The organism is Brachyspira alvinipulli ATCC 51933 (assembly GCF_000518245.1).
Classification (GTDB): Bacteria; Spirochaetota; Brachyspiria; order Brachyspirales; family Brachyspiraceae; genus Brachyspira; species Brachyspira alvinipulli.
Map to the genome: position 1 here is coordinate 488,133 of NZ_KI912402.1, position 14,958 is coordinate 503,090.

The 14,958-nt window shown below is 28.1% G+C and carries 13 protein-coding genes; 10 read left to right on the top strand and 3 right to left on the bottom strand.

Annotation, left to right across the window (positions count from 1 at the left end; all coding sequences use genetic code 11):
- The first annotated feature begins 72 nt into the window (after positions 1 to 72).
- The 10 genes from gatC (at position 73) to T324_RS0107180 (ending at position 12,499) form a co-directional block, all read left to right on the top strand.
- Positions 73 to 396, top strand: a complete 324-nt coding sequence (gene gatC, locus T324_RS0107135) for an Asp-tRNA(Asn)/Glu-tRNA(Gln) amidotransferase subunit GatC (protein WP_028329608.1) — start codon at positions 73 to 75, stop codon at positions 394 to 396.
- Positions 397 to 431: 35 nt separating this feature from the next.
- Complete coding sequence (lepB, locus tag T324_RS0107140) at positions 432 to 1,163, top strand: signal peptidase I (RefSeq protein ID WP_028329609.1); 732 nt, start codon at positions 432 to 434, stop codon at positions 1,161 to 1,163.
- A gap of 17 nt (positions 1,164 to 1,180) precedes the next feature.
- On the top strand, positions 1,181 to 2,431 hold the full coding sequence (locus T324_RS0107145; RefSeq protein ID WP_028329610.1) for an MFS transporter: 1,251 nt from the start codon (positions 1,181 to 1,183) through the stop codon (positions 2,429 to 2,431).
- 60 nt (positions 2,432 to 2,491) lie between these two features.
- Positions 2,492 to 4,459, top strand: coding sequence for an OPT family oligopeptide transporter (locus T324_RS0107150; protein WP_051436811.1), 1,968 nt, complete (start codon positions 2,492 to 2,494; stop codon positions 4,457 to 4,459).
- A 202-nt stretch (positions 4,460 to 4,661) separates the two neighbouring features.
- Positions 4,662 to 5,576: a PLP-dependent cysteine synthase family protein gene (locus T324_RS0107155; protein WP_028329612.1), complete on the top strand. Its 915-nt coding sequence runs from the start codon at positions 4,662 to 4,664 to the stop codon at positions 5,574 to 5,576.
- Between the two features lie 19 nt (positions 5,577 to 5,595).
- A complete protein-coding gene (gene epsC / locus T324_RS0107160; protein WP_028329613.1) occupies positions 5,596 to 6,306 on the top strand; it encodes a serine O-acetyltransferase EpsC in 711 nt (236 codons plus the stop codon).
- 178 nt (positions 6,307 to 6,484) lie between these two features.
- Positions 6,485 to 7,507, top strand: a complete 1,023-nt coding sequence (locus tag T324_RS0107165) for a sugar kinase (RefSeq protein ID WP_028329614.1) — start codon at positions 6,485 to 6,487, stop codon at positions 7,505 to 7,507.
- Between the two features lie 41 nt (positions 7,508 to 7,548).
- Entirely contained in the window at positions 7,549 to 8,964 is a 1,416-nt protein-coding gene (gene murD, locus T324_RS0107170; protein WP_028329615.1) for a UDP-N-acetylmuramoyl-L-alanine--D-glutamate ligase, read from the top strand.
- Positions 8,965 to 9,063: 99 nt separating this feature from the next.
- Complete coding sequence (locus T324_RS0107175; RefSeq protein WP_028329616.1) at positions 9,064 to 10,890, top strand: ATP-binding cassette domain-containing protein; 1,827 nt, start codon at positions 9,064 to 9,066, stop codon at positions 10,888 to 10,890.
- 28 nt (positions 10,891 to 10,918) lie between these two features.
- Positions 10,919 to 12,499 (top strand): amidohydrolase, encoded by a 1,581-nt coding sequence (locus tag T324_RS0107180; RefSeq protein WP_028329617.1) that lies wholly within the window; start codon positions 10,919 to 10,921, stop codon positions 12,497 to 12,499.
- A gap of 85 nt (positions 12,500 to 12,584) precedes the next feature.
- On the opposite strand, the gene T324_RS0107185 is transcribed toward T324_RS0107180, so the two are convergent.
- The 3 genes from T324_RS0107185 to frr are packed head-to-tail and all read right to left on the bottom strand — an operon-like array spanning position 12,585 to position 14,764.
- Positions 12,585 to 13,490: a phosphatidate cytidylyltransferase gene (locus T324_RS0107185; protein ID WP_028329618.1), complete on the bottom strand. Its 906-nt coding sequence runs from the start codon at positions 13,488 to 13,490 to the stop codon at positions 12,585 to 12,587.
- A 6-nt stretch (positions 13,491 to 13,496) separates the two neighbouring features.
- Entirely contained in the window at positions 13,497 to 14,219 is a 723-nt protein-coding gene (locus tag T324_RS0107190; protein ID WP_028329619.1) for an undecaprenyl pyrophosphate synthase, read from the bottom strand.
- On the bottom strand, positions 14,216 to 14,764 hold the full coding sequence (gene frr, locus T324_RS0107195; RefSeq protein ID WP_028329620.1) for a ribosome recycling factor: 549 nt from the start codon (positions 14,762 to 14,764) through the stop codon (positions 14,216 to 14,218). The genes T324_RS0107190 and frr overlap by 4 nt, the downstream gene beginning before the upstream one ends.
- Between the last annotated feature and the right edge of the window lie 194 nt (positions 14,765 to 14,958).

Sequence of the window (14,958 nt, forward strand, 5' to 3'; positions counted from 1 at the left end):
AAAGAATACTATTGAAAAATTATTGATATTAGTATATTATATTTATACTATAATATTTAAGGATATAATAAAATGACAACAGACAGAGAAGAATTAGAAGCACTTTTATATCAAACTAGATTAAGAATAGATGAAAATCAAAAAGATGAAGTTTTAGACAGATTAAATAAAGATTTAAAGTTCATAGAAGAATTATTTGAAGTTAATGTTGATAATATTGCCCCTTTATATCATGTTATTGACTTACCTGAATATTTGAGAGAAGATGTTGCAGGAGAGACATTAAATAATGAGGTAATAATGGATCTATGCCGCAGCGGTGAATATGGTTATATAGTAGTTCCAGCCGTACCAGCAGCTTTAGAAAACAGCGAACATCAGGCTAAAAAATCTTAAATTATATAAAAAATACAGAGGTCATCAATTAATAGATGAATTATTCTTATGATAAAGAAGAAATAAAAAAAGAAAAAAGGAATACCATCAAGGCTATTTTAAAACCTTTTATCTTTATATATTATAGGAGCAATAGTCTTCTGTACAGAGCTGTTGCCAGATTTATATTAGGTTTTATATTAGCTTTTATTATTTTTGGTATTGTTACTTTATTCGTAAGGTTTGATAGAATGAAAAGTTCAACGATGATGAATACTATTGAACCTAATGAGATATTGATTACTTCAAAATTTAAGTATGCAGTTGCATTAAGACCTTTTGTATCACAGCTTACGGGTAAAACATTTATATTTTCAAGGCCTAAAAGAGGTGATATTGTATTTATGGTAGACCCTAGAACTGAAAGAGAATTTTTTTTGAAGAGATTTGCTTCATATTTTGTATATTTTGTAACTTTTGGAAATGTAAATATATCAAAAACCAGATATTTAATAAAACGGGTTATAGGGCTTCCAAATGAAACTATAGAAATTAGAGATAAAGCTGTATATATTAATGGAGAGATATTAAATGAACCTTGGGCCAATATAGGAAGTGATAATAGAATATTAGATAAAGAAGTTTCATCAAGAGATAATTTCGGTCCTTATATTATAGGTTATAATGAATATTTTGTTTTATCTGATAACAGAGATTATGGTTATGATAGCAGAGATTTTGGTAATGTTCATTTTTCATTAATAGACGGAAAAGTCATTTCTAAATAATATTATTAAACTGCTATATGAAATTAAATTATACTCATACTTTATGTGCAAGCTATATAGGATATATTAATCAGTCAATAATCAATATATTTCCACCTCTTATTTTTATAATGTTTCAAAAAGATTTTAATATATCATTAACCCAAATAGGATTGCTTGCATCTTTTAACTTTGCTGTACAGATAATTGTAGATTTATTAGCAATAAAATTTATAGATAAAATAGGATACAGAATTCCTATAGTTGCAGCACATATATTTTCTGCTTTAGGATTATTTTTACTTGGGATATTACCTTTTTATATAGAGCCTTATTTGGGTATACTTATATGCTTCTTTATTAATGCTGTAAGCGGAGGATTAATAGAAGTTTTGGTAAGTCCTATAGTAGAAGCACTTCCAGATAAACAAAAAACTAAAGCTATGAATATACTTCATTCATTTTATTGTTGGGGTTCAATGCTTGTGGTTATAGCTTCAACATTATATTTTAATATATTCGGTATTGAAAATTGGAAATATATGTCAATGATTTGGGCTATTATACCATTTGCTAATATATTTCTTTTTGCTAATGTACCGCTTAATCTTTTGAAAACTCATGAAGATAATATGAAAAGTGATAATACAGTTTCTATTAGAAAATTATTATCTGTGAAAATAGTTTTAGTATTTGTTGTACTTATGATATGTGCCGGTGCTAGCGAACAATCTATTGCTCAATGGGTATCATTATTTGCAGAAGTTGGTCTTAATGTTAATAAAACAGTTGGTGATATATTTGGTGCTTGTATGTTTGCATTCTGTATGGGTATAGTAAGACTTATTTATGGGATGAAATCTGAAAGTATCAATATAGAAAAAGCATTGATAATATCATCTTTATTTTGTGTTTTTGGTTATATTCTAACAGTATTTAGTACATATCCTTTTTTATCTTTAATAGGATGCGGGATATCAGGTTTATCAGTTGCTATAATGTGGCCTTCTGTATTTAGCCTTGCAGCAAAGACTTATAATAAAGGCGGTACAGCTATGTTTGCTATGCTTGCTTTGGCAGGAGATATAGGATGCTCTATTGGTCCTGGTATAGTAGGTATTGTTTCAAATAACAATCTTATAATTGAAAAATTTAGTAATATTATACTAAATAATAATAATATTCAGTTATCAATTAAGGTAGGTCTTTTCTTTTCAATATTTTTTCCTATACTTATGTTCATAACTTTATTTTTATTCAAAAAAATAAGAAATTATAATATTAATTAAAAAGTCATATTTAATTAGTTTCTTTTTTGTGTATAATTATACAATAGGGAGAGAATTATTATGAGTGAAAAAAGCAAATTAAATAATAGAGATGAAACTTCTTTGGCAGGAAAAGAAAAGAAATTATCAAAATATGCTTATGGTGGTATAAAAGGCGAGGATTATATGCCGTTTGTACCATCAAATATTAATATGCCTGAGATGACAGTATATTCTATTATTTTGGGTGTCGTTTTTGCAATTATATTTGCTTCTGCTAATACATATTTAGGTCTTAAAGTAGGTCTTACAATATCTTCAGGTATTCCTGGTGCCATACTTTCTATAGCTATATTCAAAAATTTATTTAAAAGAAATAATATATTAGAATCAAATTTAACATCAGCACTTTCTGCATCAGGACAGTCAATAGCAGCAGGTGTTATATTTATACTTCCAGCAGTAATTTTATTCGGAATGGATCTTTCCGTATTGACCATAGTTACTATTACAGCATTGGCAGCTTTGATGGGATGCTATTTTATTACACCTATAAGAAGATATTTAATTGTAGAAGAGCATGGAAAATTAATATATCCGGAAGCTATGGCTCAATCTGAGGTTTTGGTTATAGGAACAGAGGGCGGTAAAGGATTAAAATATGTTTTAACAGGATTATTTTCTGGTTTTGTATATAAGCTGCTTTCAGGAGGCTTTGGTTTTTGGAAAGAAAAAGCATCTTATGTAATACATTCGTATCAAAATACTATGATAGGAGTTGATACATTAGTTTCATTGCTTGGTCTTGGCTTTATTATTGGTATAAGAAGTTCTGCCATAATGTTTGCAGGAGGTGTCATGTCATGGCTTGTATTTATACCGCTAATAAAATATTTTGGTTCTAATCTTGATGTAGTTATATTTCCATCAAAATCTTTAATATCTAATATGACTGCACAAGAAATTTGGAGCAGCTATATTGTTTATATAGGTGCTGGTGCTTTAGCTATGGGAGGCTTCATATCTTTAGGTAAATCTGTTCCAACCATAATAAGTTCATTAGCTAAGTCCATAAAAAATATTAATAATAATTCATACAATATTGACAGAATAAATAGAGATGCCCCTATTAGAATGATTTTATTAGCAGCTGTAATTGGTTTTGTAGGAACTTGTTTTCTTCCAACTATAAAAGGCGGTGTATTGGGAGGGTTGTCAGCCGTATTATTTTCTTTCTTTTTTGCAGTTGTATCTGCCAGCATAGTAGGCATTGTTGGGGCAAGCAATAATCCCGTTTCAGGAATGACTATAGCTGCACTTCTAATAGTTGCTTCAATATTTAAACTTACAGGATATATAGGAGAATCTGGAATTAAAGCAGCACTTTTAGTTTGCGGTGTTGTATCAATTTCAACTTCAGCATCAGGAGGTACAACCCAATCATTAAAATCTGCATTTATAATAGGCGGTACTCCAAAGAATATTCAATTAGGTGTAGTTATATCTTTGATTGCGGCATCATTTGCTTCCGGAGCAACTCTTATTCTTATGCAGAATGTTTATGGGCTTGGAACTGACTCAGTACCAGCACCTCAGGGCGTATTAATGAAACTTATAGTTGAAGGTATAATGTCATCACAGCTTCCTTGGACTTTAGTTGTAATAGGTGCTTTTATAGCTGTATTTTGTTCTATGACAGATTTACCAGTTCTTGCAATTGCTTTGGGATTATATTTGAATATAAGTTTAACTGCTTCTATATTTATAGGTGCTTTAATTAGAAAATTGGTAGAATATAAATTTAGAAATGATAATAATTCAAATGAAAAGGCTATAAAGAAAGGAATATTATTATCATCTGGTTTAGTTGCTGGTGATTCTATAACAGGCGTAATAATTGCTTTAATAACTGCATTTAATATAAAGATTAATTTTGGAGAAAAAATATTTGATTTTGGAAGTTCGTTATCATTTATAATGTATATTTTATTTGCAGTATTTATGTATTTGTATACTGTGAAAAAATCAAGAGATAATCAATATGAATAATATAGTTTTGTTACTATTAATTGCTTATTGAAAACTAAATTAATAATTCAATTAAATTTGAGCACTTTTTTAAAAATATATGTATAAATATAATATTAATTATTAGCTTTACAAGTAATATTCATATTTTTATTTTTTATATGTTGTTTTTATTATAATATTAATATATATTTGTAGGGACATATTTTTTGGAGATTTTTATATGGTATATAACAGTATTCTTGATTTAATAGGTAACACTCCTATTGTAAGATTAAAAAATATAGAATCAAAATTTAATTTAGGAAGTAAAATAGAACTTTATGGAAAAGTAGAAAAAGGCAATCCTGCTGGTTCTATAAAAGATAGAGCAGTTAAGCAAATAATAACGGATTTACTCAAAGATGGTAAATTAAAATCTGGAGATACTATAATAGAGCCTACATCAGGCAATACAGGCATAGCTATGGCAGCTATAGGAAGATATTTAAAATTAAATGTTATAATAGTTATGCCTTCTTCTATGTCTGAAGAGAGAAGAAAATTAATAAGAGATTATGGCGCCAAATTAGAATTAGTTGATGGAGGAATGGATGCTGCTGTAGAAAGAGCTGAGCAATTAAATAGAAAAATTCCAAATTCTATTATTCCTGGACAATTTGTAAATGAATCTAATGTTATGGCGCATTATATTACAACAGCTGTAGAGATATTTAAAGATATTTCAAATGTGGACTATATTTTTGCAGGTATAGGTACAGGCGGTACTATTACAGGAATAGGGCAATATGTAAGAGATAATAATAAAAAAACACAAGTTATAGGAGTTCAGCCTGAATCATCACCTATACTTACAAAAGGAAAAACAGGTTCTCATAAAATACAAGGTATAGGTCCTAATTTTGTACCTAAAATTTTAGATTTGAATGTTGTAAATGAAATAGTAGATGTGTCAGATGATAATGCCATTAATACAGCAAAAGATATATGTTTTAATGAAGGTTTGTTTGTTGGAGTATCATCAGGGGCATGTGTATATGCTGCAATTGACTTTTCTAAAAAATTAAAAAGGGAAGAAAAACCTATTAAGTTCCTTTGTATTTTACCTGATACAGGGGAAAGATACTCTTGGAATTAATTTATTATTGGATACGATTATGAAATTAAAAACTTTTAGCGAATTACCAAATCAAAAATATATTAAAGAAATGATTAAACTTGTAAGAGATTATGCTTTTCCAAATTTTTTTAGAGAATCAGAAAATAGAGATATGGTAAAAAAAAGCATAGCAAAACTTTATATGAAAATAGTTACAGATGATTCAGCATTACTTGATTTCATAGAACAATTAGATGATATTACATTAAGTTTAGAAAGAGATTTAGAGTTCTTTTTTCAATCAGATCCTGCGTCAAAATCTTATGATGAAATAGTATTAACATATCCAGGTTTTAGGGCTATATTTCATTATAGAATAGCACATATATTTTATAATCAAAAAGAATATTTAATAGCAAGAACTATATCTGAATTTGCACATTCCAAAACAGGTATAGATATTCATCCTGGCGCATCTATAGGAGACTATTTTTTCATAGATCACGGAACAGGTATTGTTATAGGTGAAACTACAATAATAGGACACCATGTTAAAATCTATCAAGGTGTTACATTAGGTGCTTTATCTTTGACTAATGGCAGAAGTCTGGAAGGTAAGAAAAGACATCCTACGGTTTGCGATTATGTTACTATATATGCTAACGCTTCAATATTTGGAGGAAATACAGTTATAGGGGAGAATGCTATTATTGGAGCTAACTGCATTGTTTTAGAATCAGTTGAAGAAAATAAAAAAGTAACTTTATAATTAAAAATGTTTTAATTAAAGAGAGGGAAGCAGTATTTGCTTCTCTTTTTTTGTTCTTTATGTATTAATTTTATAATAAATATAGTTTATGCAATTGAAATAATTATTAACATAATATATTATTATGTTAATAAAGTTATGTTAATAATGTACTTTAAATTAAATAAAGGATTTTTATATGGCTTCAGTTATAACATTTGGTGAAATAATGCTAAGATTATCTCCTCCGTCAAATTTAAGATTCGTTCAAACGGATTCTTATGATGCAAGATTCGGAGGGGGAGAAGCTAATGTATCTTTTGCATTATCAAATTTTGGAGTTGATACTTCATTTGTAACAAAACTGCCGAATAATGATATAGGTCAGGCTTGCATCAATGAATTAAGAAGATATGGAGTTGAAGTTTCAAATATAGTTTTGGGAGGAGATAGAATAGGTATATATTTTTTTGAGAAAGGTGCAAGTCAGAGAGGATCAAAAGTTATATACGACAGAGCTAATTCTTCTATATCAAAATCCTGTAAAGAAGATTTTAATTGGGATAAGATTTTTAATAATGCTAAATGGTTTCATTTAACTGGTATAACTCCAGCACTTGGAAAAAATGTTGCTGAAATATGTATTGAAGCTTGTAAGAAGGCCAAAGAGAAAGGCTTAACTATAAGTTTAGATTTTAATTTTAGAAAGAAATTATGGACATCTAAAGAAGCTAATGAGACTATGAGTAAATTAATGCCTTATGTCGATATATGTGTTGCTAATGAAGAAGATGCTGAAAAAGTTTTTGGCATAAAAGCAAAGGATTCAAATGTTATAGAAGGTAAGTTATCACATGAAGGATATAAAGATGTTGCAAAGGAAATAGTAGATAGATTTAATGTAAAAAAGGTTGGTATTACTTTAAGAGGCTCTATTTCAGCAAGTGAGAATTTATGGTCTTGTATGCTTTATAATGGCAGTGAATATTTCTTTTCAAAAGAGTATTTAATAAAGATCGTTGATAGAGTAGGTGGAGGAGATAGTTTTGCTGCAGGACTTATATATTCATTCTTGAATGGTAAAGATGACAGAGAAGCATTAGAGTTTGCTACAGCATCCAGCTGTTTAAAGCATTCCATAGAAGGTGATTTTAATGTTGTAACGGTTGATGAGGTTATGACTGTTTATAATGGAGATGCTTCCGGACGCATACAGAGGTAATTAAGTGATATTAAGAATAATTATTTATTTGGTGTTGTGAAATGATTTTAGATTTAAACAAAACATATATAAAAGTCTTAAAAAAACAAAATATTTTAATACTTGGAGCTACTCCAAGAAGCGGAGTTAGTATTGCTAATATTTTATATGATATTAATACTTCTATGAATCTTAATATCAAATATGCATTAAGCGATAGTAAAAGTGAAAATGAACTTCAGGAGAGTATCAATGCTTTAAAAGATAAAGAAGCAAAAATTTTTTTTGGAAATCAGGAATTATCTATTTTAGATAATATTACTCTTATAATAATTTCTCCTGGAGTGCCTCGTACTATTCCTATAGTTGCTGAGGCTGAGAGACGCGGAATTAAAGTTATAGGTGAAGTAGAATTTGCATATAATCTTTTACCTAATAGAAATTATATTGCTGTAACAGGTACTGATGGAAAAACGACAACAGTTACTCTTATTCACAAAATAATCAGCTCTTATAAAAAGGCTAAACTTTTGGGTAACGTAGGAAATACATTTTCTAAAGAGATTGAAAATATAGAAGAAGATGAAGATGTTGTATTAGAGCTTTCAAGTTTTCAATTAGAAACCGTTGAAAAATTTCATGCACATATAGGTGTTATATTAAATATAGCAGAAGATCATCTTGATAGATACAGCAATATAGAAGATTATTTCAATGCCAAAAAAAATATAAGTATTAATCAAAACAAAAATGATTTTCTTATACTAAATTATGATAATATATACAGTAATATATATTATAACGAACTTCTTAATAATTGTAAGATGAAACTTTTAACATTTTCTTTAAAAAGTAAATTTGCTGATATTTATTATAATGAAGAAGATGAATGTATATATTATAATAATGAAAAACTCTTTTCTATAAAAGACAGAAAAATATTAGGAAGACATAATGTAGCAAATATATTGGCAGCAGTATTAGTATGTTTGAAAGATAATATACCTGTTGATCATATAGAGAATGTTGTTAATAATTTCAAAGGTATAGAACATAGATTAGAAGTAGTTGCTATAATCAATGGGGTTCGATATATTAATGATTCAAAAGCTACATCTATGAATGCTGTAACAAGTGCTTTGAAATCTTTTGATAGAAATATCATATTAATAATGGGCGGACGTAATAAAAATATAGATTTCACTCCTTTAAATAGTCTTTTGGAAAATAGGCTTAAGAAACTTATACTTATAGGAGAAGCTGCTGAAGCACTTAACTCTATGCTTCATTTTGAAAACAAGATTATAATAAAAGATTTTACAGATGCATTTAATTATGCTTCTGCCATATCTATAGATGGAGATACAGTACTTCTTTCTCCGGGATGTGCTAGCTTTGATATGTTTAAAAGCTATGAGGAGAGAGGTAAATGTTTTAAAAATTTAGTATATAAACTTGGTAATATTTCGGAAGAATAATATAACAATTATTATATTTTTTGTATTTGAATATTTTTTAAAATTGTTATAGAATTATTGACTAATAAAAATAAAAAATATTTAATTTGAAAATAGAATATGGCTAGAAGTATTATAAACATAGTAAATATATCTAAAAGATTTGTTCATAAGGTTTTGCTTGATAATGTTAATTTGCTTATAGAAGAGAAATCTAAAATAGGCATGATTGGAAGAAACGGAGCGGGTAAAACTACTCTTTTGAAAATTCTTATGGGAATTGAAGAGCCTGATGACGGAGAAATAATACTTTCTGATGATGTAAGAATAGGTTATTTACGTCAGCAGGGGGATTTTGATGAAAATGAAAAGGTTATAGATTATCTTGTAAGAATTACAGGAAAAGAATCTTGGAAATGTTCTAAAATAGCAAGCAGATTTGGTATAGATCATATAAAAGTTAATTATAATTTAGGCAATTTATCGAGCGGCTATAGAATGAGAGTTAAACTTTCTGAGATGATGCTTTATGAACCTAATTTTTTAATACTTGACGAACCTTCAAACTTTTTGGATTTGAATACATTAATAGATTTAGAAAATTTTTTAATGGATTATAATGGTGGATTTTTAATAGTTTCGCATGATAGGGAATTTTTAAAAACTACTTGTGAAAAAACCATAGAAATGGAAAATGGAAAAATTACATATTTTCCAGGAGATATAGAAGATTATTTTGAATATAAAGAAGAAAAAGAATATACAATAAAAAAGTATAATAAAAATATCGAAGAGAGAAAAGCACATTTAGAAAGATTTGTAGAAAGGTTTAGATACAAAGCTACAAAGGCTAAGGCTGTTCAATCACGCATAAAGCAGATAGAAAAATTAAAGACTATAGAGATAACTCATCCTGCTAAAAATGTAAAAATCAAATTGCCTGAAGTTCCTGAAAAAAAAGGTTTTGCATTGATTTCTGATGATCTTGTAATAGGGTATGGAGATAACATAGTTGCTGAGAGCGGACGTATTGAGATCCCTAGAGGAAGCAGGGTTGCTGTTCTTGGACAGAATGGAGAAGGTAAAACTACGTTTTTAAGAACTATAGCAGGAAGGCTTAATCCTATTTCTGGAAGCTATAATTATTCTTATGGTATAAAGATAGCATATTTTGGAGAGGATACGTATAAAAATGTTACAGCAAATGATACAGTTTTGTCATATTTGAAAAAGAATGCCAAACAAGGACTTCTTAGTCAGGAGTTATTAACTCTTTTAGGTAGTTTCTTATTTTCTGGGGATGATGTTAATAAAGATGTTAAAGTTTTAAGCGGGGGCGAGATGGCAAGACTTTCTCTTCTTTCAGCTATTACTCAATGTGCTGATGTGCTTATATTAGATGAGCCTACAAATCATTTGGATTTTGAAACTGTTGAGGCATTAGCATCTTCATTAAGAGATTACGGAGGAACAATATTTTTTACTTCGCATGACAGAACTTTTGCAAGTTTGCTTGCTGATACTATTATAGAGGTAAAGGATAAAAAACTTTCTCTTTATCCTTCAAATTATGAGGCTTATGTTTATAGAGTAAGACTTGATGCTTTGGAAGAGGAAGAAAGGGAATTAAAATATCAGGAGAATAATAAAGAAGTTTTAAGTAAAGATAATAATAGTTCAAATGGCGATGAAAAAAATAGTTATGAAGAAAGAAAGAAAATAAGAAATAAACTTTCTAAATATGAATCTTTGCTTAAAAAACATGAGAAACAGATAGAGGATTATAAGAAGGAAGAGGCTGAAATATTAAAATTTTTTGAAACTTCATTAGGATATGATGATGAAAAAAGCAGGAGACTTATGGAAGTAAAAAAATTAATAGAAGAAACAGAAAATGAATGGCTTTTAACTAATGAAGAAATAGATAATATAAAGTCTGCATTATAAATACTTTTATTATAAGGGAGAAAAGTAAATGAGAATTTTTAAAAATGCTAAAATTTATTCTATGGATAAAAATGATAATGTTTATGAAGCTGTTGCAGTTGATAATGGAAGGATATCTTTTGCAGGAACTAATGAAGAGGTATTAAAAAAATATCCTGAAGCAGAGGAAATAATAGATTTAGAAGGCAGAACAGTTATACCGGGATTTAATGACAGCAATGTTAATTTTGTTTCTTATGCACGTTTTAATACTATGCTTGATTTAAGCGAATGCAGATCTATAAGAGAGGTAATAGAAATTTCCAAAGAAGCAGAAAGATATAATGATTGGGTTATAGGAAGAGGTTGGAATCAGGATTATTTTGAAGAAAAGAGAATGCTTAATAAATATGATTTGGATAATATTTCTAATGAATATCCTGTTGCTTTTAGAAGATGCTGCGGGGAGATGATAGCTGCAAATAGTAAAGCTCTTGAAATATGCGGAATTACAAGAGATATGCAAAGCGATACTATAGATTTTGAGAATGGTTTGATAAGTTCAAAAGCTATGGCTTTGATTTTGGCTAAGATTAAATCATTTGAAATTGATACATTAAAATCTTTAATATTAGATACTCAGGAAGTTTTTTTCAAAATGGGTATTACTTCTGTTCAGGCAGATGATTTGAGAAGTTTGCCGGATTTAGATTACAGAAAAATTATAGATGCTTATCAAAAATTACATAGAGAAAAGAAATTAAAAATAAGAGTTTGTGAACAGGCTCAGTTTGTTAATAAAGAAGATATTGATGATTTTAGACAGTATTATTATTATCAATATATAGATGATGACAGATTTAAAGTAGGGCATATTAAATTTATAATAGATGGAGGTATAGGTTCAAGAACTGCACTTTTGAAAGAAGATTATAAAGATTCTAAAGGATTCAGAGGTGTTACTCAGTATAAGCAGGATGAACTTGATGAATTAGTTGAATATGCAAATAGTTTAGATTATTCTCTTGCTATACAGGCTACAGGGGACGGAGCTATTGAGATGGCTTTAAATGCAATAGATAAAATAAAGGATACTAAAGATTTCAAATATAGAAGAAATGGTTTAGTGCATTGTCAGATTACAGACAAAGAGTTGTTTGAAAGAATGAAAGAATTGAATGTTGGAATATATTATCAGCCTGTATTTTTAAATTATGATATGCATGTTGTTGAAGATAGAGTAGGACATGAAAAGGCTGCTACAAGTTATGCTTATAAAACAGCTATGGATATAGGAGTTAATATTGGTTTTGGTTCAGCTGGACCTATTGATAGTATTAATGTTATGGAAGGTATACATTGTGCAGTTAATAGGGAAGACTTGGAAGGATGGCCTCATGGCGGATGGATGCCTCAGGAAAAACTTACAGTGAAAGAAGCTGTTTATTTATATACTATGGGAAGTGCTTATATGTCTTTTGAAGACAGTGTAAAAGGAAGCATTGAAGAAGATAAACTTGCTGACTTTATAGTTTTGAATAGAGATATATTTGAAGTTGATACTAAAGAGATAAAAGATATTAAAGTATTAAAGACTATAATTGATGGAGATATAGTTTATAGTGCCTAATAATTATTTGATATAATTTTGTATATAATAAAGGATTTGGATTTTCCCAGATCCTTTTTTATTTTGATAGAAAATAGATTGAAACTTATTGTAATATTAGTAAAATATAATATGATATAGGAGCAGTTAATATTACACTGTCAAATATGTCAAATACTCCTCCATGACCTGGAAATAGTTTGCTTGAATCTTTGGTATCATACATTCTTTTTATAAGACTTTCACCCATATCTCCAAGAAAGCCTGTTATTGTAAATATTGAGGTTAATAATATTATTTGCGGAAGAGTAAAATTTGGTATATTTTTACCTAGAAAAATAGTTAAATATCCTTTAGAATATAGATAATAGTATAAAATTCCAATGGGTATTGTAAATAAAAACATTCCAACTAATCCTTCATAGCTTTTATTTGGTGAAGCACTATTAGAAAGTTTATGTTTTCCTATTTTTCTTCCAACAACATATCCTCCTGTATCGCTAAGCCAAGCACATAATAAAATAAATACTATATAATATTTTCCACTAGGCATAAAACGCATAAGAGATATATGCCATACTCCCAAACCAACATATATGAAGCAAAATACAGCAGTTAATATAGCCCTTCCTTTTTCTTCAAAAGTAGAAACATTTACTTTAAAAATATTTATTATGAATAATACTGCTATTAAAGCAAAAACCATTACTAAAGATAAATCCATTGAAGGATTTTTTGTTTCTATTATTTTATAAAGATTTGAAAAATCGCCTTTGAATACATTAAGTCCGCATATAGTTATTACATATCCTAAAACCATAGCTATCATTGATGCTATTACTGTTCTTAAATTTTTCTGTCTATGAACTTTTGCCATGTAAAATATTTCTAATGCACTAAGAATAGATATGGACAATATAAGAAGATGAAATAAATATATAACTTTATCATAAAACATTATTATGGTAAATAATGGAAGAGTAATTGCTACAGATATTAACCTTTTTTTCATGATAAATCAAAGACCTCCATATCTTCTATTTCTATTAGAGTATTCATCTATAGCTTTTTTGAAATTGTCTTTAGAGAAATCAGGCCATAATATATCAGTAAAATATAATTCACTATATGATGCCTGATACATAAGAAAATTACTTAATCTTGATTCTCCAGATGTTCTAATTATAAGGTCAGGATCTGGTGTATCTTTTGTATATAAGTAATTTTTAATAAAATTTTCATCTATGTTTTCTATATCTATTTTATTATCTTTTACATCATAACATATATTTTTGATAGCATTTTTTAATTCGTCTCTAAATCCATAATTCAAAGCTAATATCACAGTTAATATCGGATTTTTACATTTCTCTAATGTTTCTTTTTCTGTTTCTTCTATTGTTTTTATAGTATCTTTTGGAAATGCTGTAATATCACCTATATGTTTTACTAATATATTATTTGAAATTAATCTTTTAATCTCTTTTTTATAAAATTCTTTTAATAATTGAAATAGAGCCTTCTTTTCTTCCTCAGGTCTTTTCCAATTTTCTGTAGAAAAAGCATATAGGGTCAAATATTTTATATTAATCTCACAGCATGCTTCTACTATATTGATTACATTTTCACTTCCTGCTCTATGACCATAACTTCTGCTTTTATTATGAGCATTAGCCCATCTGCCATTGCCATCCATGATTATAGCCACATGTGTAGGAATTTTCGACTCATCAGTAATCATATAGTATCTAATTCTTTTTCTTTTGCTGAGATTAGTTCATCAATCTTTTTAATATATAAATCTGTATCATTTTGTATTTTTTTCTCTTGAGACTTTGATTCATCTTCAGTAATTGTTTTATCTTTTAATTCTTTTTTTATTTTATCATTTTCATCTCTTCTTATATTACGAACAGCTATTTTAGCATCTTCTCCTCTATGTCTTACACCTTTTTTTAATTCTTCTCTTCTTTCTTTTGTAAGTTCGGGTACAACTATTCTAATATTTCCACCATCATTGAAAGGGTTAAAACCTAAATCAGCTTTCAATATAGCTTTTTCTATGTCACTAACTAAACCTTTGTCAAATGGCTGTATCATAATAGTTCTTGAATCCGGAGTTGAAATATTACCTACTTGTTTTAGTGGCATATTACTTCCATAAGCTTCTACTTTAACTCCGTCCAATATTGAAGCATTGGCTCTTCCTGTTCTTATACCTTTTAAATCATTTTGCAAACTTGAAATAGCCTTTTCCATTCTATCTTTATACGATTCTTTTGACATAGATAAAACCTCTTTAATTCTAAATAATATTTATTTTAATAGATTATAATTTAATATAATACTATTGTCAAGTTAATTCTTTATATAAGTTTATATGTATTTTTTAGATTAAAAATAAGTTTTTGTAAAATAAACTGAAAAATAGGAAAATTATTAATATTATATCTTATAATTTCTAAATTTAATTAAATATT

What these genes read in the sequence shown, in the direction of transcription:
- gatC (WP_028329608.1), top strand. Translation starts at nt 73, where the DNA reads ATGACAACAGACAGAGAAGAATTAGAAGCACTTTTATATCAAACTAGA.
- lepB (WP_028329609.1), top strand. Translation starts at nt 432, where the DNA reads ATGAATTATTCTTATGATAAAGAAGAAATAAAAAAAGAAAAAAGGAAT.
- T324_RS0107145 (WP_028329610.1), top strand. Translation starts at nt 1,181, where the DNA reads ATGAAATTAAATTATACTCATACTTTATGTGCAAGCTATATAGGATAT.
- T324_RS0107150 (WP_051436811.1), top strand. Translation starts at nt 2,492, where the DNA reads ATGAGTGAAAAAAGCAAATTAAATAATAGAGATGAAACTTCTTTGGCA.
- T324_RS0107155 (WP_028329612.1), top strand. Translation starts at nt 4,662, where the DNA reads ATGGTATATAACAGTATTCTTGATTTAATAGGTAACACTCCTATTGTA.
- epsC (WP_028329613.1), top strand. Translation starts at nt 5,596, where the DNA reads ATGAAATTAAAAACTTTTAGCGAATTACCAAATCAAAAATATATTAAA.
- T324_RS0107165 (WP_028329614.1), top strand. Translation starts at nt 6,485, where the DNA reads ATGGCTTCAGTTATAACATTTGGTGAAATAATGCTAAGATTATCTCCT.
- murD (WP_028329615.1), top strand. Translation starts at nt 7,549, where the DNA reads ATGATTTTAGATTTAAACAAAACATATATAAAAGTCTTAAAAAAACAA.
- T324_RS0107175 (WP_028329616.1), top strand. Translation starts at nt 9,064, where the DNA reads ATGGCTAGAAGTATTATAAACATAGTAAATATATCTAAAAGATTTGTT.
- T324_RS0107180 (WP_028329617.1), top strand. Translation starts at nt 10,919, where the DNA reads ATGAGAATTTTTAAAAATGCTAAAATTTATTCTATGGATAAAAATGAT.
- T324_RS0107185 (WP_028329618.1), bottom strand. Translation starts at nt 13,490, where the DNA reads ATGAAAAAAAGGTTAATATCTGTAGCAATTACTCTTCCATTATTTACC.
- T324_RS0107190 (WP_028329619.1), bottom strand. Translation starts at nt 14,219, where the DNA reads ATGATTACTGATGAGTCGAAAATTCCTACACATGTGGCTATAATCATG.
- frr (WP_028329620.1), bottom strand. Translation starts at nt 14,764, where the DNA reads ATGTCAAAAGAATCGTATAAAGATAGAATGGAAAAGGCTATTTCAAGT.